The organism is Paenibacillus sp. BIHB 4019 (genome assembly GCF_002741035.1).
Classification (GTDB): Bacteria; Bacillota; Bacilli; order Paenibacillales; family Paenibacillaceae; genus Pristimantibacillus.
Genome location: NZ_CP016808.1, coordinates 6,747,841 through 6,765,723, shown reverse-complemented (window position 1 = coordinate 6,765,723; position 17,883 = coordinate 6,747,841). Strand labels below are relative to the sequence as shown.

Annotated in this window: 22 protein-coding genes; 18 read left to right on the top strand and 4 right to left on the bottom strand. The window is 51.7% G+C overall.

What is annotated here, in order from left to right:
* The first annotated feature begins 76 nt into the window (after nucleotides 1-76).
* The 9 genes from BBD42_RS29420 (at nucleotide 77) to BBD42_RS29380 (ending at nucleotide 6,329) form a co-directional block, all read left to right on the top strand.
* Nucleotides 77-601 carry a YqeG family HAD IIIA-type phosphatase gene (locus BBD42_RS29420; RefSeq protein WP_099521039.1) on the top strand — a complete coding sequence of 175 codons (525 nt, stop codon included), beginning with the start codon at nucleotides 77-79 and terminating at the stop codon, nucleotides 599-601.
* Entirely contained in the window at nucleotides 598-1,725 is a 1,128-nt protein-coding gene (gene yqeH / locus BBD42_RS29415; protein WP_046229654.1) for a ribosome biogenesis GTPase YqeH, read from the top strand. Before BBD42_RS29420 ends, yqeH begins: the two co-directional genes overlap by 4 nt.
* 70 nt (nucleotides 1,726-1,795) lie before the next feature.
* Nucleotides 1,796-2,674, top strand: coding sequence for a shikimate dehydrogenase (gene aroE, locus BBD42_RS29410; RefSeq protein ID WP_237163275.1), 879 nt, complete (start codon nucleotides 1,796-1,798; stop codon nucleotides 2,672-2,674).
* A gap of 43 nt (nucleotides 2,675-2,717) precedes the next feature.
* The gene (yhbY, locus tag BBD42_RS29405) at nucleotides 2,718-3,032 is read left to right on the top strand and encodes a ribosome assembly RNA-binding protein YhbY (protein ID WP_099521038.1); all 315 of its coding nucleotides are present in this window, start codon (nucleotides 2,718-2,720) and stop codon (nucleotides 3,030-3,032) included.
* Nucleotides 3,033-3,087: 55 nt separating this feature from the next.
* Nucleotides 3,088-3,690, top strand: a complete 603-nt coding sequence (gene nadD / locus BBD42_RS29400) for a nicotinate-nucleotide adenylyltransferase (protein WP_099521037.1) — start codon at nucleotides 3,088-3,090, stop codon at nucleotides 3,688-3,690.
* Entirely contained in the window at nucleotides 3,668-4,240 is a 573-nt protein-coding gene (gene yqeK, locus BBD42_RS29395) for a bis(5'-nucleosyl)-tetraphosphatase (symmetrical) YqeK (RefSeq protein ID WP_099521036.1), read from the top strand. Before nadD ends, yqeK begins: the two co-directional genes overlap by 23 nt.
* A 3-nt stretch (nucleotides 4,241-4,243) precedes the next feature.
* Complete coding sequence (gene rsfS, locus BBD42_RS29390) at nucleotides 4,244-4,591, top strand: ribosome silencing factor (protein ID WP_056041940.1); 348 nt, start codon at nucleotides 4,244-4,246, stop codon at nucleotides 4,589-4,591.
* Nucleotides 4,588-5,550 (top strand): CvfB family protein, encoded by a 963-nt coding sequence (locus BBD42_RS29385; RefSeq protein ID WP_056041938.1) that lies wholly within the window; start codon nucleotides 4,588-4,590, stop codon nucleotides 5,548-5,550. The genes rsfS and BBD42_RS29385 overlap by 4 nt, the downstream gene beginning before the upstream one ends.
* A 14-nt stretch (nucleotides 5,551-5,564) precedes the next feature.
* A complete protein-coding gene (locus tag BBD42_RS29380; RefSeq protein WP_099521035.1) occupies nucleotides 5,565-6,329 on the top strand; it encodes a class I SAM-dependent DNA methyltransferase in 765 nt (254 codons plus the stop codon).
* Nucleotides 6,330-6,476: 147 nt separating this feature from the next.
* Here BBD42_RS29380 and BBD42_RS29375 read toward each other — a convergent pair whose 3' ends face one another.
* Nucleotides 6,477-7,109, bottom strand: coding sequence for a thymidine kinase (locus BBD42_RS29375; RefSeq protein WP_099521034.1), 633 nt, complete (start codon nucleotides 7,107-7,109; stop codon nucleotides 6,477-6,479).
* Nucleotides 7,110-7,322: 213 nt separating this feature from the next.
* On the bottom strand, nucleotides 7,323-7,544 hold the full coding sequence (locus BBD42_RS29370; RefSeq protein WP_099521033.1) for a hypothetical protein: 222 nt from the start codon (nucleotides 7,542-7,544) through the stop codon (nucleotides 7,323-7,325).
* A gap of 266 nt (nucleotides 7,545-7,810) precedes the next feature.
* Between BBD42_RS29370 and nrdI the strand changes: the two genes are divergently transcribed.
* The 3 genes from nrdI to nrdF all read left to right on the top strand — a co-directional run bounded on the left by nrdI (nucleotide 7,811) and on the right by nrdF (nucleotide 11,290).
* Nucleotides 7,811-8,170, top strand: a complete 360-nt coding sequence (gene nrdI / locus BBD42_RS29365; protein WP_056041929.1) for a class Ib ribonucleoside-diphosphate reductase assembly flavoprotein NrdI — start codon at nucleotides 7,811-7,813, stop codon at nucleotides 8,168-8,170.
* Nucleotides 8,157-10,241: a class 1b ribonucleoside-diphosphate reductase subunit alpha gene (gene nrdE, locus BBD42_RS29360; RefSeq protein ID WP_099521032.1), complete on the top strand. Its 2,085-nt coding sequence runs from the start codon at nucleotides 8,157-8,159 to the stop codon at nucleotides 10,239-10,241. Before nrdI ends, nrdE begins: the two co-directional genes overlap by 14 nt.
* A 92-nt stretch (nucleotides 10,242-10,333) precedes the next feature.
* A complete protein-coding gene (gene nrdF, locus BBD42_RS29355) occupies nucleotides 10,334-11,290 on the top strand; it encodes a class 1b ribonucleoside-diphosphate reductase subunit beta (RefSeq protein ID WP_099521031.1) in 957 nt (318 codons plus the stop codon).
* A 64-nt stretch (nucleotides 11,291-11,354) separates the two neighbouring features.
* Here the strand turns inward: nrdF and BBD42_RS29350 are convergent, their stop codons facing one another.
* Nucleotides 11,355-11,927, bottom strand: a complete 573-nt coding sequence (locus BBD42_RS29350) for a GNAT family N-acetyltransferase (protein WP_172455669.1) — start codon at nucleotides 11,925-11,927, stop codon at nucleotides 11,355-11,357.
* A gap of 174 nt (nucleotides 11,928-12,101) precedes the next feature.
* Between BBD42_RS29350 and BBD42_RS29345 the strand changes: the two genes are divergently transcribed.
* The 6 genes from BBD42_RS29345 to BBD42_RS29320 all read left to right on the top strand — a co-directional run bounded on the left by BBD42_RS29345 (nucleotide 12,102) and on the right by BBD42_RS29320 (nucleotide 15,339).
* Nucleotides 12,102-12,344 carry a helix-turn-helix domain-containing protein gene (locus tag BBD42_RS29345; RefSeq protein ID WP_099521029.1) on the top strand — a complete coding sequence of 81 codons (243 nt, stop codon included), beginning with the start codon at nucleotides 12,102-12,104 and terminating at the stop codon, nucleotides 12,342-12,344.
* 4 nt (nucleotides 12,345-12,348) lie between these two features.
* The gene (def, locus tag BBD42_RS29340) at nucleotides 12,349-12,873 is read left to right on the top strand and encodes a peptide deformylase (RefSeq protein WP_099521028.1); all 525 of its coding nucleotides are present in this window, start codon (nucleotides 12,349-12,351) and stop codon (nucleotides 12,871-12,873) included.
* Between the two features lie 96 nt (nucleotides 12,874-12,969).
* Nucleotides 12,970-13,422, top strand: coding sequence for a GyrI-like domain-containing protein (locus BBD42_RS29335; RefSeq protein ID WP_099521027.1), 453 nt, complete (start codon nucleotides 12,970-12,972; stop codon nucleotides 13,420-13,422).
* 111 nt (nucleotides 13,423-13,533) lie between these two features.
* Entirely contained in the window at nucleotides 13,534-14,334 is an 801-nt protein-coding gene (locus tag BBD42_RS29330) for a PhzF family phenazine biosynthesis protein (RefSeq protein ID WP_099521026.1), read from the top strand.
* A 3-nt stretch (nucleotides 14,335-14,337) separates the two neighbouring features.
* On the top strand, nucleotides 14,338-14,604 hold the full coding sequence (locus tag BBD42_RS29325; protein WP_099521025.1) for a DUF2164 domain-containing protein: 267 nt from the start codon (nucleotides 14,338-14,340) through the stop codon (nucleotides 14,602-14,604).
* A 45-nt stretch (nucleotides 14,605-14,649) separates the two neighbouring features.
* On the top strand, nucleotides 14,650-15,339 hold the full coding sequence (locus tag BBD42_RS29320; protein WP_099521868.1) for a YjjG family noncanonical pyrimidine nucleotidase: 690 nt from the start codon (nucleotides 14,650-14,652) through the stop codon (nucleotides 15,337-15,339).
* 350 nt (nucleotides 15,340-15,689) lie between these two features.
* On the opposite strand, the gene BBD42_RS29315 is transcribed toward BBD42_RS29320, so the two are convergent.
* Nucleotides 15,690-17,729 carry a beta-galactosidase gene (locus tag BBD42_RS29315; RefSeq protein WP_099521024.1) on the bottom strand — a complete coding sequence of 680 codons (2,040 nt, stop codon included), beginning with the start codon at nucleotides 17,727-17,729 and terminating at the stop codon, nucleotides 15,690-15,692.
* Nucleotides 17,730-17,883: the final 154 nt, after the last annotated feature.

Below are 17,883 nucleotides of genomic sequence, written 5' to 3'. Positions count from 1 at the left end.
TTTTTTTGCAACAAAATCGTTTTTTATGTTATAGTTTCGTAAGATAGCAGGAGAAAAGCAAAGGGGTTTAACGCTTATGTTCAAGAAACTGTTGCCACATATGCGTGTGGATACGGTTTATGATATTCAATTAGATGAGCTGCATAAGAAGGGAATTCGCGGCATTATTACGGATCTGGATAATACGCTTGTGGGAGCGCGGGTGCCGCTTGCAACGCCCGAACTGGTCAAATGGCTGGACGATGTCCGTGAGCGCGGCTTTAAAGTCGTTATCGTATCGAATAATAATGTAACCAGAGTGTCCAAATTTGCAATGCCTTTGAACATTCCGTTTATTCATGCTGCGCGCAAGCCGGCTAATACGTCGTTTCGCAAAGGGCTAAAGGTATTGGAGCTGAAAGCGGAAGAGACGGTAGTCATTGGCGATCAGATGCTGACGGATGTGCTGGGCGGCAATCGAATGGGATTATATACGATTCTTGTAGCGCCAATTGCTCCTGCTGATGAAGGAATCATGACCCGGGTCAACCGCCGAATTGAGCGTATCGCGAAATCGAGCCTTGGCAAAAGCGGGTTGTGGAATGAGGGGGAGAAGAAGTGAAGGAAGAGCAGCTTAGTCTGGCCGCACAGTCTTGTGCGGGCTGTGGCGTAAAACTGCAAACGGAAAATGCAGAGCTTCCTGGCTTTGTGCCAGAGCAGGCAGTAGTAAGGGAGCCGGCCATATGCCAGCGTTGTTTCCGTATTCGCAATTACAATGAAGCATCGTCGGTGACGGTGGATCAAAATGAGTTTCTGAAGCTGCTTAGCAGTGTGGCAACAACCGACAGCCTCGTTGTGCATATTGTCGATTTATATGATTTTGAGGGCAGTTTGATTTCGGGCTTGCAGCGCTTTGTAGGCAACAATCCCGTACTGCTCGTCGTCAACAAAGTCGATTTGCTGCCCAAATCAATGAACCTGAACCGGCTGCGCAACTGGGTGCAGCAGCAGGCGAAGAGCGAAGGGCTGCGGACGCTGGATATCGTGCTGTGCAGCGCGAAGCGCAACATCGGTTTCGAGCATGTCATTGAGGCGCTTGATCGTCACCGTAAAGGGCGCGATGTGTATGTGGTCGGCGCCACCAACGTTGGCAAATCTACACTCATTAATCGCCTGATTAAAGATTACAGCGATTTGGAGCGCGAGCTGACGACGTCCCGCTATCCGGGAACGACGCTGGATGCGGTTCACATTCCGCTGGATGATGACAAGTTCATAATCGATACGCCCGGCATCGTCTATCCGACGCGGATGACGGAAATTGTGCCGCGCGGATTTCTGCAGTCGCTGCTGCCGGACAAGCCGATCAAGCCGCTTGTGTATCAGCTCAATGACCAGCAGACGCTGTTTATCGGCAGCTTAGTCCGGTTTGATTTTGTAGAGGGCGAGCGCCAATCGTTTACGCTGTACATTTCTAATGCCCTCAATGTGCACCGGACGAAGATGGAGCGCGCGGATGCGCTTTATGAGGATCATCAGGGCGAGCTGCTCGGCGGGCCATCTCGCGAAGAGCTAGCGGAGATGCCGGCATGGACGCGCCACTCGCTGCGCGTGCCTCGGGGAGCGAAGAAGGATGTATTCATCTCTGGCCTAGGCTGGATTCAGGTGAACGGCGAGGCTGGCGCCTTGCTCGATCTATATGCTCCGAAAGGCATCAAGGTGCTGCTTAGGGATTCATTGATTTAACGGCCATGATGGGGAAAGCTCATCATTGCGTTTTACACTTCACAGCAGCTGAGAGGGGATATTGGCAGAAATGAGTGCGGGAGAAATCCATAAAGCTATGCAGCGCATAGACAGCCATACGGTGCTTTACGGTGTAATTGGTGACCCCATTCATCATTCCAAGTCACCCATTATGCTGAATCGCGCTTTTCAGGAAACGGGCATTAACGGCGTTTATTTGGCTTTCCACATTACGGCAGGCGAGCTGTCCTCTTTCGTTAGCGGCGTTCGGGCGATGGGCATTCGGGGAGTGAATGTGACGATTCCTCATAAATTGGATATGATGAAGGAAATGGATGAAATCGACGAAAGCGCGCGAGCGGTAGGGGCGATGAATACCATTGTCAATGATAACGGTCGCCTGATTGGCTACAATACTGACGGCATCGGCTACGTCCGTTCCCTTAAGGAAGAGGCGGAGCCGGAGCTTGCCGGGAAGAAGATCGTCGTGATCGGAGCAGGCGGAGCTGCGCGCGGCATTGTTTATGCGCTCACAGGCGAGCAGCCGGAGCGCATCACAATCGCTAACCGCTCACTCGGCAAGGCTGAGGAGCTTGCAGCAGCACTGCGCCACCGTGCCGACATTGCAGCTGTCACGAATGATGAGCTGCGCACGGTATGCGCGGACGCGGATGTCGTAATCAATACGACCTCTCTAGGCATGTATCCGAATGTGGACGAAAGTCCGCTTGATGCTTCATGGCTGAAAGCGGGCTGTGTGGCCAGCGATTTAATATACAATCCGCTGCAAACGAAGTTTTTGCAGGAAGCTGCGCTTCATGGCTGCCGGACGCATGGCGGCCTGGGCATGTTTATTTATCAAGGCGCATATGCTTTCGAATATTGGACAGGGCAGCCTGCGCCTGTTCAAGCGATGCGCGAGACGGTACTCGCTGCTCTTCAGGGCTAGCAGCATTTTTCTTATTACTATTTGAAAGAAGGAACATAGAGCGATGCTTACAGGGAAACAAAAACGTTATTTGCGCGCGATGGCGCATCATTTACAGCCGATTTTTCAAGTCGGCAAAGGTGGAACGAATGACCATCTTGTACGTCATATTAATGAGTCGATTGAGCTTCGCGAGCTGATCAAGCTGTCTGTGCTGAACAACTGCATGGATGATCCGAAGGAAATCGGAGTTGAAGTAGCAGCAGCAGCTAAAGCCGAGCTGGTACAGGTTATCGGCAAAACGATTGTGCTTTACAAACGCGCATCGGAAGAGAAAAACCGCAAAATCGAATTGCCAGCTGTCAAAGCGGGACGCTAAAGGCTTGCGAGGAAATGAGTGCCTGTGAAGTTTACAGATAAGGAGGACTGCGGCTATGCGTAAAATCGGCATTATGGGCGGAACGTTCGACCCGATCCATCTCGGACATCTCATTGCCGCAGAAACAGCGCGCACAAGCTGCGGGCTGGATGAGGTGTGGTTTATTCCCTCGTTTTTGCCTCCGCTTAAAAGCCATGAGCCTGGCGAGCACAGCGAGCTGCGGCTGCAGATGGTGCAGGAAGCTATTAAAGGCAATCCGCATTTTCGGGCAATGGATATAGAGCTTGCAAGAGGCGGGCTCAGCTATTCGATTGATACGGTTCTAGAGCTGAGGCAGCTGCATCCGCATGATTCCTTCTCCTATATTATTGGAACGGACCGGATCAATGATTTGTCCGGGTGGCACCGGATTGAGGAGCTGGCGGAGCGGGTTGCTTTCATCGGGCTTAATCGGGAAGGCACGGAATCGGAAGCCGGCGAGCTGCCGGACTACTTGCAGCAGCGGCTGACATATATCAATATGCCGCCAATCGGCATTTCATCTACGGCGATTCGCGAAGCGATTCAAGCTGGCGGCAGCTTCCGCTATCTCGTACCGGAAGCTGTGTTTCATTTTATTACGGGGAGGGGCCTTTATGGAGCGCGATCAAATGATTGAGTCGGTGAAAGCGCAAATGCCCGAGAAACGCTGGAAGCATACCGAAGGCGTGATGGCAACGGCGGTTCAGCTGGCGGTAAGGTTCGGGGAAAGCCCGGAACAGGCTGAGCTGGCGGCGATTTTGCATGATGTGGCGAAATATTGGCCGGTCGACCGCATGGAGAAGGTGCTGCGCGATCAGCAGCTTGCGCCTGAATTGCTTGACCAGGATAAAAATTTATGGCATGCCGAAGTGGGCGCCTGGGTGGCGGAGCATGAATATGGCGTGACAGATACGCTGGTGCTGGATGCCATTCGCTTCCATACTTCGGGACGCCTTGCGATGACGCGGCTGGACAAGGTCGTATGCCTCGCGGACTATATGGAGCCTGGGCGCGATTTTCCCGGTGTTGACGACATTCGCAGGCTGAGCAAGGATAGCTTGGAGCAAGCGCTGCTTGCGGGGTTTGATTCGACCATCCTGCTGCTGCTCAAAAAAGGCAAGGCCATTTTTCCACTGACAATAGAAGCACGTAATGGTTTAATAGAAGAGTTAAAAACAGGAGGCTGAGTTATGACGGTACATTCGGAGGAGCTTCTGCAAGCAACGGTTGCTGCAGCGGAAGATAAGAAGGCTATGCGTATTGTAGCTTTGAATTTGCAGGAAATTTCCCTGGTAGCGGATTATTTCGTAATCTGCTCGGGTAATTCGGATACACAGGTACAGGCGATTGTGACGGAAATCCGCAAATCGGCTGAGCTGCGCGGCGTTCGCGTACGCGGCATTGAAGGGATGGATTCCGCACGCTGGGTGCTGATTGACCTTGGCGATGTTGTTGTTCACGTATTCCACCGCGATGAGCGTGAGTATTATAACATTGAAAAGCTGTGGTCTGACGCCAAAGTTGTGGAGTTCGCATGAGCTTGATTGCCGGTACGACAATAACGCTAAGGGTGGCACGCGAAGTGTCGCCCTACGGCTATTTTTTGACCGATGGCGAATCCGAGGTGCTGATGCATTATACGGAGCTGGTCGGCAGCAAGCCTAAAGTTAACAATGAGGTTGAAGTATTCATATTTTTTGATACCGAGGATCGGCTGGCGGCGACGATGAAGCGTCCGCTGGTGAAGCTCGGCGAGATGGCCCGGCTTAAGGTGGCCGATGTCCATCCGCGGCTGGGCTGCTTCCTTGAAATCGGTCTTGGCCGCCAGCTGCTGCTGCCGCTTTCGGAGCTGCCGGAAAATATCGATTATCGCCCGCTGCCGGGCGATGAGGTTCACATTGTGCTGGGCCATGACAAAAGCGGCAGGCTTATTGCCCGGCTTGCGGGCGAGGATGAGCTTGGGCCGCTCGTATTTGCGGCACCAGATTCCTGGCGCAACCAGTGGATCGAAGGCTGGGTAACGAAATCGCTGCAAATGGGGTCGTTTGTCCTAATTGATGGCGGTGTTGTCGGCTTCGGCGCCTACGGTCTTATTCCGGCACCGGACCGCTTGCGTCCGCTTCGGCTTGGCGAGCGTGTCTCGGCCCGGATTACTTTTATCCGCGAGGATGGACGGGTGAATTTGTCGATGGGCCAGCAGAAGGAAGTGGGCCGCCTTGAAGACGCCGATCGCCTGCTTGCCTTTTTGAAGGAGCGTCCGGGCGGCGGCATGCCTTATTCCGATGAGACGGAAGCAGGCATTATTAAGCAAAAATTCGGCATTAGCAAATCGGCATTTAAGCGTGCAATCGGCAAGTTGATGCGCGAGCGTCTGATTACCCAGAAGGGCAACTGGACCTATCTAGTGGAAGCGACAGGAGACAATGGCGCAGCGGGCGATGCTGCCAAGTCGAACGATGGCGAAGCTTCTGCTTCCGAAGGCTCATCAGAGGATTAAGGAGGGCTTTCTAGGTGGAGTCATATGGCGAGTTCGCTGCGGTATACGATGAGCTTATGAGCGACATGCCTTACGAGGATTGGCTGTGGTTCACAGAACAATGCTGGGAGCGTTATGGCAAGCCTTCTGTTATTGCCGATCTTGGCTGTGGGACAGGCTCTATTGCGATACCGCTTGCTTTGGCCGGCATGCAAGTGTACGGCATCGATTTATCTGAGGATATGCTGACTGTGGCACGCAGCAAATGGGATGAGGCGCTATCTGCCGTCCAAGGCGCACGTGCAGGCTCAGCAACCTGGCTGCAGCAGGATATGAGGGAATTGGAGCTGGGCGCGCCTGTGGACGCGGTTATATCGTTCTGCGACTGCGTCAATTACTTGACGGAGGAAGCGGATGTAATCGCCGCTTTCGAGGCGGTATATGCGGCGCTTCGCCTTGGCGGCGTGTTTCTGTTCGATGTGCATCCGAAAGCACAGCTCATTCGTTATGCGGAGGAGCAGCCATTCGTGCTGGACGAGGACGGGGCGGCCTACATTTGGACATGCGAGCTGGATGAGGAGCGCTGCGAAATTGAGCATCATTTGACGATTTTTGCGCATGAAGGCGGCGAGCGGTTTCGCCGCTTTGAAGAAATGCATGTGCAGCGGGCTTATGAGGCGGACTGGATAGCGGAGCAATTGCACGCAGCCGGATTCAGCAAGGTCGAGCGTTTTGCCGATTTCAAGCTGCAGCCCCAAGGCGAGCACTCCGAGCGGCTTTTTTTTGCAGCGGTAAAATGATATTGCGGCGTTCTGCTGGAACGCCAAAAGGCTTGCGCGGCCGTCATGCTCAACAGGAGCAGAGCGGCCGTGCAAGCCTTTTTGTGCTCATATTACAGTTCCCTGGGAGTTGCTGTCGCATTTTCGCTACAGTATGTTGCGCTGCAATCAGAGCTTCGCAGCAGCGTCTGTATGCTCTTCGCTCGCTTCTTCCACCGCTTTATGCGGAGGGACGAAGCAATGGCGGCAGCGGGGCTCGTAGCTCTCCGTATCGCCGATTAAAATGACCGGCCCCAGCGTCGCTGGCTGGCCGTTAATGACGCGCTGCGTGAACGCTGCGTTTGCATCGCCGCATACTGCGCAGAAGGAAGTCAGCTTTACAATTTCGTCTGCAATGGCCAGCAGCCCGCCGATATAGCCGAAGGCTTTGCCGCGGTAATCCATGTTAAGGCCGTCTACAATGACCTGTTTGCCGTTATAGGCAAGCTCCTCTACAAGAGGGATGATCGTTTTGGAGAAAAACTGCACCTCGTCGAAAGCGACGACGTCGGCCTGCTTCGTATCCTGCAATATGCGCTCTGCCATCTCGGGCGTAAGCTCCTTCGGAATGTTGAAGGCTGGCAGCCGGTAGCCAATGCGGCTTACAATTTCCTCGCTGCCGAACCGGTTATCTTCCGCAGGCTTATACGCTCTTACTTTTTTGCGGCCATATTGCAGCAATTTATGACAGCGCCGTATGAGCTCGCCGGATTTTTCCGAGAACATTGGGCCAATAATGACCGTAATCCAACCTCTATCCATATGGCCTATTTCTCCCTTACACTTGAAATATAAGAATGTATAAGTTTTGCACTTATCAATAGGCTTATATTTCTCGGATTGAAACGCACAGCGCGGCCAAAGGACGGCGATAGCCGTTTCACCTTGAGTCCATGTGTGCCTGTATCATTTTAGCAGGATTACCCTGCGATGCAATGTGAAGAATGTATTCTTTTTGAATTACTTTATTAAAAATCATTCTCGAAGCGCGTCCTTCAAACGGCTGTTCATGGAAGTGCCTGCGGCTGTCCCACGTGCAGCAGCGAGCCGCCATTTTTTAACTTCCTGCTTCAAGCGATCGTTCTCTGCCGCTAATAATTCGATGCTTTCCAGCAGTTCGGGATTCGTATATCCGGCATCCTTAAATAGCTTATGCACCGCCTCGCGGAGCTGTTCAGGCGTTAAAATTTCGTTCATATTAACCTCCGTATCAATTAAAAATGACTCTACCACATCATATCCGTATCTGTTAAAATAGTCGAGTGGCCTAAAACCGGGTCTCATAGATAGGCGTATTTTTTCATTTGACTCCACCTATATATTGATGTAGAATCAAATTCAGCAACTACATCTTGTTGTGTAGCACGGAAATCGACACTTTAAGTCTACTAGCGCATTTGACGCTTTTTCAGGGTCAGAAGCGCTTTTCTATTGCTGATATCCGGTAGGGGAGAGAGAAATATATGCTGGTTGTCTATGATTCCAAGACGGGCAACGTCAAAAGATTTATCAACAAATTGAATATGCGCGTTATGCCGATTGAAGAGCAGGAAGCGGTCCAGGAGCCGTTCGTTCTCATCACGTATACAACAGGTTTCGGACAGGTGCCAGAACGGGTCATGTCGTTCCTGAAGCGCAACAGCAAACATCTTCGCGGCGTATCCGCCAGCGGCAACCGCAATTGGGGAACGGGCTTTGCCAAAAGCGCAGATACGATTGCCGAGCTATACAATGTCCCTGTTATTTCTAAATTTGAGTTGTCCGGAACGAAATACGATACGGAAAACTTTGTTGAAAGGGTGCGAACCATTGAAGCATATTGAGTTGAATAATGAGCTGATGCAGCGCGGAGCTGACGGCTTTTACCAGTTGGACAAGGATAAAGAGGCAGTAGCAGCATTTATGGAGGAAGTTGAGCAGAAGAGCGTGAAGTTCGCCTCGCTCCAGGAGAAGCTTGACTACTTGATCGGCAATGACTACTACGATAACGTTTTTGACCATTATACATATGAGCAAGTTGAGGCTGTATTTGATTTAACGGCAAACAGCAGCTTCCAGTTTCAGTCGTATATGGCAATTTCCAAATTCTACAAAGACTATGCCATGAAAACGAACGACAAGCTGCAATATTTGGAGCAATATCCAGACCGCGTTGCGATTGTTGCGCTTCATTTGGGCGAAGGCGACGCAGCGAGAGCGCTGCGCATTGCTGAAGCGATGATTGAGCAGCGGCTGCAGCCGGCAACGCCAACCTTCCTTAATGCGGGCAAAAGCCGCCGCGGCGAGATGGTATCCTGCTTCCTGCTGGAAATGGACGATTCGCTCAATTCCATCAACTATGTTATTGGCACGTGCATGCAGCTGTCCAAAATCGGCGGCGGCGTAGCGGTCAACCTCTCGAAGCTGCGCGGACGCGGCGAGCCAATCAAAGGCGTCGAAGGTGCGGCGAAAGGCATTATGCCTGTCCTTAAGCTGATGGAGGATGCATTCTCCTATGCTGATCAAATGGGACAGCGCAAAGGTTCTGGCGCAGGCTATTATAATATTTTTGGCTGGGACGTTATTGAGTTTCTGGATTGCAAAAAAATTAACGCCGATGAGAAAACGCGGATCAAAACGCTGTCGATCGGCCTCATTATACCGAACAAATTTTATGAGCTTGCTGCGCAAAACAAGCCGTTGTACGTCTTCGGGCCACATTCCGTCCACAAAGCTTATGGCAAATATTTGGACGATATGGACATGGATGAAATGTACGAGGAACTGCTTGCGAACGATTTAGTGAAAAAGAAAATCGTCATGAACGCACGCGACATGATGACCAAGATCGCTTCGATCCAGTTGGAATCCGGCTATCCGTACATTATGAACAAATCGAATGCGAACCGCGTTCATGCGCTTAAAGATGTAGGCGGCGTTAAGATGTCGAACCTGTGCACGGAAATTTTCCAGCTGCAGGAGACTTCGGTTATTAACGACTACGGCACGGATGACCTGATTCAGCGCGATATTAGCTGCAACTTGGCATCGCTGAACATCGTAAACGTCATGGAGCTTAAGAAGATCAAGGAATCGGTTCATGTGGGGATCGAGGCGCTTACGACAGTCAGCGACCTTTCGAAAATCGACAACGCTCCAGGCGTGCGCAAAGCGAATGAAGAGCTTCATTCCGTCGGCCTTGGCGCAATGAACTTGAACGGCTATTTGGCGAAAAACCACATTGCTTACGAAAGCGATGAGGCGAAGGAGTTCGCTAGCACGTTCTTCATGATGATGAACTACTATTCGCTGGAGCAAAGTATGGAAATTGCCAAAGAACGCGGCGAAACGTTCAAAGATTTTGACCGTTCCGAATATGCGAAGGGCACTTACTTCGCGCGTTATGAAGAGACGGATTTCCGTCCGGTCAGCGCTGCGGTGAAAGCTTTGTTCGAAGGCATGGAAATTCCATCCCCTGAGGACTGGACTGCCCTTAAGGCGAAAGTACAGCAGCACGGCCTGTACCACGCTTACCGTCTGGCTATCGCGCCAACGCAAAGCATTTCGTACATTCAAAATGCGACATCGAGCGTTATGCCGATCGTTGAGCATATCGAGACGCGGACGTATGCGAACTCGACCACTTATTATCCAATGCCGTTTTTGTCGCAGGACAATTTCTTCTATTACAAATCGGCTTACAATATCGATCAGTTCAAGCTTATTGACCTGATTGCAGAAATTCAGCAGCATGTGGACCAAGGCATTTCGACGGTTCTGCATGTCAACAGCAACGTGACTACTCGTGAGCTTGCCCGCTTCTACATTTATGCAGCGCATAAAGGATTGAAGTCGCTCTATTACACAAGAACGAAACGTCTATCCGTAGAAGAGTGCACAAGCTGCGCGGTTTAACAAAGAAAATAGATTTGCGCAAAAAGATAAGGTTGCGGGGCGGCCGCTCTAGGTGCCGTCACGCAGCCTTTTAAAAAGGAGCCTAATAAATAATGAAGGCAGTTAACTGGAACCGCCCGGATGATGATTTTACGCTGACGTTCTGGCAGCAGAACGTAATGCAATTCTGGACGGACGAAGAAATCCCTCTGTCCGACGATAAAATGGATTGGATGGAAATGAGCGATGCCGAGCGCAGCTTATATAAAAACGTGCTTGGCGGATTGACGCTGCTGGATACGATTCAGGGCGGTATTGGCATGCCGAAGATTTTGGAGCATGTGGATGGCTTGCAGCGCAAAGCAGTGCTGTCTTTTATGTCGATGATGGAGCAAATTCATGCGAAATCATACAGCAGCATTTTCACAACGCTTGCGTCTACTGAGGAGATCGACGAGATTTTCCAATGGGTGGAGAATAACGAGCAACTACAGCGCAAAGCGGAGCTTATTTCCTCGTGGTATGAAGGCATTAGCACGAAGCAAGAACTGTATAAAGCAATGGCAGCTTCCGTATTTTTGGAAAGCTACTTGTTCTACAGCGGCTTCTTCTATCCGCTTTATTTGGCAGGTCAAGGCAAAATGACGAGCAGCGGCGAAATTATCGACCTTATTTTGCGTGACGAGAGCATCCATGGCTTGTACGTTGGCGTGCTGGCACAGGAGCTGTTTAACACCTTTACGCCAGAGGAGCAAACTTCGCTTAAGGCTGAGCTGGATCAATTGCTTAACGATCTGTACGAGAACGAGGTTATTTATACCGACTCGCTATATTCGCCGCTTGGCCTGGAGGAAGAAGTAAAAACTTATGTGCGTTACAATGCGAATAAGGCGCTAATGAATCTTGGCTTTGACGGCGTGTTCCCGGATGAGCCGGTCAATCCAATCGTATTCAACGGCATTAGCACACACACGAAGCAGCATGATTTCTTCTCCAAAAAAGGCAATGGCTACGTACGGACGATTCACGTCGAGCAGCTCAATGACGATGATTTTGTTTTCAATTTCTAAACCTATTCTTATCATTTATCAAGCATTCGGTTATTGCGACCGAATGCTTTTTTTCATTGATAAATTAACTAAACAGCATGGCCAGAACAATGACGTCGAGAAAATTTTTAGTAGCCTCATGCATTAAATACTGCCGCAGCACGCCCTCCTGCTGAAAGCCAAGCTTTTTCAACACGTTCAGCGAAGCAGCATTTTCAGGATGGACCTCGGCTTGAATGCGGCGTGCGTGAATATGCTTATTATTGAAATGCATAACAGCCTGTAGCGCTTCGGACATAATGCCCTGATTCCAATAAGCGGGATTCAGGTCATAGCCTAGTGTGAGCGGATAACGGGGAGCTTCCTCAAACGTCCCTCTTGTCGGCATGAGCATTACCGTTCCCAAAATAGGGGAGCTGTCTTGCAGCGTAATGCCCCATGGAATGAGCTTGCGCTCTGCGTAGGCTTCGTTCCAGGAGTCTATTAGCATTTTGGAGGCTTCGATGGAGTCTGGCCCGAGCCAGTCCAAATGCCGTGTCACCTTCGTATCAGAATAAAAAGCATGCAAATCCTCGGCGTCCTGTACAGCCATTTGGCGCAGCGTTAATCGTTTCGTATGTAGAAAAGGGAAAGAGGAAAACAAATCGTCGATGCCCATGCGGTTCACACGCCTTTTCATAGAAGGTAGGGGAGCGTGCCTATCATATACTAGCTTGCTTAAACGAAAATGAAAAAGCAGCTGCAGCCAGATTGCTTTTATGATATATTAGGCAATACCTAATAAAATAAGCTGTTGCCTACATTTATATACCTATAAAAGGAGGAGAATCATATGCTAGAGTGGATGCTTCGGCAGGCCATGGCAGAGCGGGGCATTTGGTCTGGTGCGGCATTGGCGAGACTGCTTGAGGAGAAAGCGGACTATCGCCTGTCCGCCCCTTCGATTAGTGCGCTGCTCACCGGGCAGCCCAAACAAATGAAGGCGGATACGCTGGATGCCCTTTGCACGGCGCTGGATTGCTCGCCGAGTGTGCTATGGGTGCATACGCCGCCTGCCAAAACGAAAGGAGCTTGACCAAATGACCATTAAAGCTATTTTGCCGTTCGGTGACCCGATATTGCGAAAAAAAGCGCGCCCTGTTGAAGCGGTAGATGCGAGAATACTAAAGCTGCTCGGTGATATGGCAGATACGTTATATGAAAGTGAAGGACGGGCGGGATTAGCTGCTCCCCAGATCGGCATTTTAAGAAGAGTTGTTGTTATGGATTGCGGGGACGGACTAATCGAGCTCATTAATCCTGAAATGATTTCGATGGAGGGCGAGCAGACGGGAGCGGAGAGCTGCTTGTCATTTCCAGGCTACTATGGGCGGGTGAGCCGAGCAGAGAAGGTGGCGGTGCGCAGCTTAAACCGAGCGGGCGAAACTGTTATTTTTCACGGTGAAGGCTTTCTCGCCCGCTGCATGCAGCATGAAATGGACCATTTGGACGGCGTGCTGTTCATCGACCATATGAAGGAGCGATGGCTGGTGCACGAGCATACCCATGAGCGGATAGAGCTGCTGCCTGTGCTGCAGCTGAGCCATGCTGACCATTCGGGATAAAGGGCTACCGCTCTCTAGGGCAATCATGTTACACTATTGGCGGGTGAAAGCTCATCCTAACGCAACTGTTCTGACCGATGAAAAGGGGGAATTCGCGTGGACAACTGCTCAATTATTACGAAGCCAACGCTTCATTTAGTAGGGATTAGTTATTGTGGTCCGTATTCTACTTTTCCAGATGAGGCGATTCGCCTGCAAAGCGAATTTCTAGCCCGCAAGCATGAGCTGAATACCACGTCGAAGGCGCCGCTGCTGTACAGCCCGTATTTTGGCAACGAGGTATTTGCCACTTATTGGGCCTGCTACGAAATGCCGCCGTCAGAGGACGTGCCGGTTGGCATGGTGCAGTTCACCATCCCAACCCATCGTTATGCGATGGTTGCATCAACGAACAAGAGAATTGGAGAAGCCTACGAGCAGCTATTCGCCTGGATGAACGAGCAGGAGCTTGAGAAGCATCAGAGCGCTGTCGCGCTTGAAGTTTTTTATATTCAGGAGCAGCATTTGGAGGAGGAAGCGGTTGAGCTTCTTATTCCGCTTGCCGATTAGAACAAGCTGTGCCGCACATATTTGATGCGTTATAATAGGAGAGGAGTCCTCAGCGGGACGCCTCCTTTTTATTTGGTGATTAACACGAGCAGGAAGGGGACTGGGACGTACATGGTGCCTATTTATATAGTAGATGCGTTTACGAGCGAAGCATTTGGCGGCAATCCGGCAGCGGTATGCTTGCTGGAGGCGCTGAGCGATGAACGGTGGATGCAACAAGTGGCGGCGGAGATGAATTTGTCCGAGACTGCTTTTGTGGCCCCGCGCGAGGGCGGTTATGAGCTGCGATGGTTTACGCCTGCGAGCGAGGTCGATTTATGCGGGCATGCTACGCTCGCTGCCGCTTTCGTATTGTGGAAGGCGGAGCGGCTAAGTCCGAATCAGGCAGCAGCCTTTTGGACGAGAAGCGGCGTGCTGACTGTAGAGCTAGGGGAAGATGGAGCGGAAATGACGATGAACTTCCCTTCAGAGCCGCCAGCTCCGGCCAAAGCGCCCGAGGCGCTCATTGAGGGGCTTGGGCTCATTCCGCGATATACGGGACGCAATCGTATGGATTATGTCGTTGAAGTGGACAGCGAGCAGACCGTGCGCGCACTGAAGCCTGATTTTTCACAGCTTCGCCTGCTGGATGGGCGTGGTGTTGTGGTGACGGCTCGGGCTGAAGGCCAGGCAGCATACGACTTTGTATCGCGGGCTTTTTATCCGAATATGGGCGTGCTGGAGGACCCGGTGACAGGTTCGGCGCACTGCGCGCTGGCGCCTTACTGGGCGAAGCGGCTGCGCAAGGACGAGCTGGTCGGTTATCAAGCGTCGGCTCGCGGCGGTTTTGTAAAGGTGAAAAATACTATGGATCGCGTTCAATTGAGCGGACAAGCCGTTCTAATGATGCGCGGCGAGCTGGAGGAGATATAAGCGATGATGAAGCTAAAAATGCCAAGAGAGCAGAAGCAGCAGCTGATTGAGCAGGTACAGCACTATTTTGAGCTGGAGCGTTCGGAGGAAATCGGTACTATAGCAGCGGAACAGCTGCTTGACCATATGGTTGCGCTGCTCGGTCCGCATGTGTATAATCAGGCGATTCAGGATGCGAGAAAGACGGTTGTCGAACGTATGCAAGCGATGGAAGACGAGCTGTATGCGCTGGAGAAAAATGTTTCTGCTCCCCGCAGCGGCTCCCGCTAACAAGCCGAAGGAGTGTTTATGCAGATGGAAATAAGCAAAGCGAATATGAAATACGACATTATTTTGTTTGATATTGACGATACGCTGCTCGATTATGGGCAGGCGGAGGCCCATGCCTTCACAAGCTCCTGCCGGGACTATGCCATTACTCTGGAAGGCAGCGACTACGTAGAACGCTATCGCATGATTAACCAGCAGCTGTGGCTGGATTTTGAGCAGGGCAAGGTGACGCTGGAGGGGCTGAAACAGGAGCGTTTTAGACAGCTTTTTGCTGAAAATAATCCTCACATCGCACCAGATGAATTCAGCGCCTGCTATTTGGGCTATTTAGGCGAGGGCAGCTTTCTGATTGAAGGTGCTGTAGAGCTGTGCAGCAGTCTGCATGGGAATTGCCGAATGGCGGTTATTACGAACGGCATTCTTGAGGTGCAGCTGTCGCGTATTGGCAAAGCGGGGCTGAATCCTTTTTTTGAGCATATTATCGTATCGGAGGAGACGGGGTATCAGAAGCCGCATAAAGGCATTTTTGACTATGCGTTTGCGAAGCTGGGTGCTACTGACCCGTCCAAAATTATCATTATCGGCGATTCCTTGACCTCCGATATGCAGGGAGGCATCAACAGTGGCATTGCTACGTGCTGGTTTAATCCGCACCAGAAGAGCAATACGACCGCGGTTAAACCGGATTTTGAAATTCAGCAGCTGTCTGAGCTGCTTTCAATTGTATATGGATAAATCAAATGACAGATTTTCAGAGGACTGAGGTTCCGCTATTCTGGTTTTTGAGATGATTTGAGGCTTTAAGCGGACAGCAAAGCCGTTATAGCCCTCATTATCCCGTCAAAATGATCATTTACAGCGCATTAGCGTCTCCTGAGTCCGCAGCCCCTGCCATAACCCTTAATTCGGTTGAAATAGCGGCTGCTGTGTCCGCCAAGACTATGCAAGAAGCTGTCTTTCGGTAGAGGCTCCTATTTAATTGCAGCAGCAGAGTAGGACACAAGTTTCTGCCTTACTCCGCTGCTGTTTTTTGTGCATTTATATCAATTATTTTGTGAAGATTTATTAGAGATAGCTTGATTTTATTAAAAACGAACGGCCCTATATTCATATCGTCCTACCGTAAGCCGACCAGCGGCAATGGCAGCCTCAGTCAAGGCATCTACGCCTGCACGCGGCAGTGTAACCGTACCGCCAGCACCGTCCATATTAATAATGACCCAGATGACATAACCATCTCCCTGCCTAGGGGCGACAATGGTGCCTTCGGTTGCTTCAAACCGAAGCGTGACACCCGCTTCATCGGCGTAATGCAGCAGCATGCGCCGCAGCAGGGCATCCCCTTCATCGCCCTGCGGCATGGAGCCGAGCATGACAAGCTTGCCTTGACCGATGCGGCGCTCGGTAATAAAAGCGGCACCGGGTGTTAGTCCGCTCTGGACGCAGCCGATTGCGGTTGCCCGGCCATCGTTGTCAGATGCAGATGCGCCAGAGAGGTCACTGCCTCCCCGTGGCTCAAACACCGAGCTCCACATGCCAAGCGGGGCCCGGAGGCCGAATGCTTGTCCGTAGGCATCTGTCCCGTCCATCGGATAAACGAACGCAGCCTCCACGCCAGCCAGCTCCTCCAGCTTCCCTAAAGCGGCATCGGTATGCCAAGTATGATGCTCCGTCCGGCCGCCCGTAAGCGGGCCCACGAGCCAAATGCCGCCTTCCCGAACGAAGGCGAGGGCCCGGTCGATGTAGTCCGGCGGCAAGTAGGGCACGAATGGCGTAAGCAGTAGCTTGTAGCCGCCGAGCTCGCTGCCCTCCATAATTAAGTCGCGATGAATGCCGAGCGCGACCAGCCGGGCATAAAAATCGGTGACGAGCCCGCGATGGTTCAGCTTGCGCAGCGGCTCGGTACGCAAGTAGGCTTTGGCGCGGTCCGAATACGTCATCGCAAGCTCAGCCTGCATAGGCGAGGTTGCAAGCAAAATGTCCTCCAGCTCGCGCCGCGCCTGCTCAACCTGCACGACATTGGCGTAGCCAATCGTCTTTTTGCCCCAAGCGCTTACGACTGAGCCATGCGGCTGCTCGCTGCCTGCACGCTGCTGCCGCCAAGGCCAATAACAGAAGCCTCCCCCGCCCAGTGCATAAGCGGCGACTGCTTCCACCTTCACATAACCATCCGGGTGAGGTGTCGCATAGCTCTCAAGCGAGCCGCTGTAGCTGGCGCTCGTCTCCATAACCCAGAACGGCTTGCCGCGCTTGACGTTGCGCCATAGGTCGCAGTTGATCAAGTAGGCAGGCCAATTGATGCTGGACGCATACGTATCATAGGCGCCGAAATCCAGCCGCTGGAACAGCCGTTCAATATCCACATGGAAGGCGATGCTGCTGTTGTGAGTAATCGGCAGCGCGGAGTGTCGCCGGATGACAGCGATCTGCTCCTCGGCGAATTCCGCAAGCTTCTCCATCGAGAACAGCCGATACATCGTTTGCAGCGACGCATGATGCAGAAATGGCGTTGCGCCCGGCTGTGGAATTTGATCAAAGCGATTATAATATTCGCTCCAAATATGGGTGCCCCACGCTTCATTCAGCTGCTCAATCGTTCCATACCGCTGCTCCAGCCAGCTATGCCACAGCTGCAAGCATGCTGCGCACATGCATTCGGCTACATGCGCCTTGAACTCATTGTCGAGCTGCCAGCCGATCAAGCCCGGCAGCCCGCCCAGCTCTTGAGCGAGCCGCTCAATAATGATTGCCGAGCGCCCGCGAAAGTAGGCGTTGTTCGTGCACGCATGCTGCCGCGACCCATGTCCCAGCGCCTCGCCTTTCTCATTGACGAACAGCCGCTCCGGATGGCCATGCGATAGCCAAATCGGTGGAGTCGCTGTCGGTGTGCACATGATCGTATCGATTTCATTTTCATGCAGCGTCTGGATAATTTCAGCCAAAAACCGAATGTCAATCCGATTTTCCTCTGGCTCCAGCTTGGACCAAATAAATTCGCCCATTCGCACAACATTAATGCCAGCCTGCTTCATTAAAGCCATATCCTCCGCAAGCACATCGGCATTCCAAAGCTCAGGATACAGTGCCGCCCCATGATACAGCTTTCCTTCCAGCGGTCCTTTCATTTAAACTCACGCCTTTCCGTTAATCTTACTTTGTACTTTAATAGGCGCGATTGCCGACTGGCAATCGGACTTTTTAACAGGGCTAATATTCGGGTTTAATACCTTTTGCACAGGTTTGCACTTTCTTGGCGAAACGCCCATAAACCCCGCAGCA

Coding starts and splice junctions, on each gene's coding strand:
- BBD42_RS29375 (WP_099521034.1), bottom strand. CDS start 7,109: ATGGATAGAGGTTGGATTACGGTCATTATTGGCCCAATGTTCTCGGAA.
- BBD42_RS29325 (WP_099521025.1), top strand. CDS start 14,338: ATGATGAAGCTAAAAATGCCAAGAGAGCAGAAGCAGCAGCTGATTGAG.
- rsfS (WP_056041940.1), top strand. CDS start 4,244: ATGACGGTACATTCGGAGGAGCTTCTGCAAGCAACGGTTGCTGCAGCG.
- BBD42_RS29330 (WP_099521026.1), top strand. CDS start 13,534: ATGGTGCCTATTTATATAGTAGATGCGTTTACGAGCGAAGCATTTGGC.
- aroE (WP_237163275.1), top strand. CDS start 1,796: ATGAGTGCGGGAGAAATCCATAAAGCTATGCAGCGCATAGACAGCCAT.
- def (WP_099521028.1), top strand. CDS start 12,349: ATGACCATTAAAGCTATTTTGCCGTTCGGTGACCCGATATTGCGAAAA.
- nrdF (WP_099521031.1), top strand. CDS start 10,334: ATGAAGGCAGTTAACTGGAACCGCCCGGATGATGATTTTACGCTGACG.
- BBD42_RS29315 (WP_099521024.1), bottom strand. CDS start 17,729: ATGAAAGGACCGCTGGAAGGAAAGCTGTATCATGGGGCGGCACTGTAT.
- nrdI (WP_056041929.1), top strand. CDS start 7,811: ATGCTGGTTGTCTATGATTCCAAGACGGGCAACGTCAAAAGATTTATC.
- nadD (WP_099521037.1), top strand. CDS start 3,088: ATGCGTAAAATCGGCATTATGGGCGGAACGTTCGACCCGATCCATCTC.
- BBD42_RS29420 (WP_099521039.1), top strand. CDS start 77: ATGTTCAAGAAACTGTTGCCACATATGCGTGTGGATACGGTTTATGAT.
- BBD42_RS29350 (WP_172455669.1), bottom strand. CDS start 11,927: ATGGGCATCGACGATTTGTTTTCCTCTTTCCCTTTTCTACATACGAAA.
- BBD42_RS29385 (WP_056041938.1), top strand. CDS start 4,588: ATGAGCTTGATTGCCGGTACGACAATAACGCTAAGGGTGGCACGCGAA.
- yqeK (WP_099521036.1), top strand. CDS start 3,668: ATGGAGCGCGATCAAATGATTGAGTCGGTGAAAGCGCAAATGCCCGAG.
- BBD42_RS29370 (WP_099521033.1), bottom strand. CDS start 7,544: ATGAACGAAATTTTAACGCCTGAACAGCTCCGCGAGGCGGTGCATAAG.
- yhbY (WP_099521038.1), top strand. CDS start 2,718: ATGCTTACAGGGAAACAAAAACGTTATTTGCGCGCGATGGCGCATCAT.
- BBD42_RS29320 (WP_099521868.1), top strand. CDS start 14,650: ATGAAATACGACATTATTTTGTTTGATATTGACGATACGCTGCTCGAT.
- BBD42_RS29345 (WP_099521029.1), top strand. CDS start 12,102: ATGCTAGAGTGGATGCTTCGGCAGGCCATGGCAGAGCGGGGCATTTGG.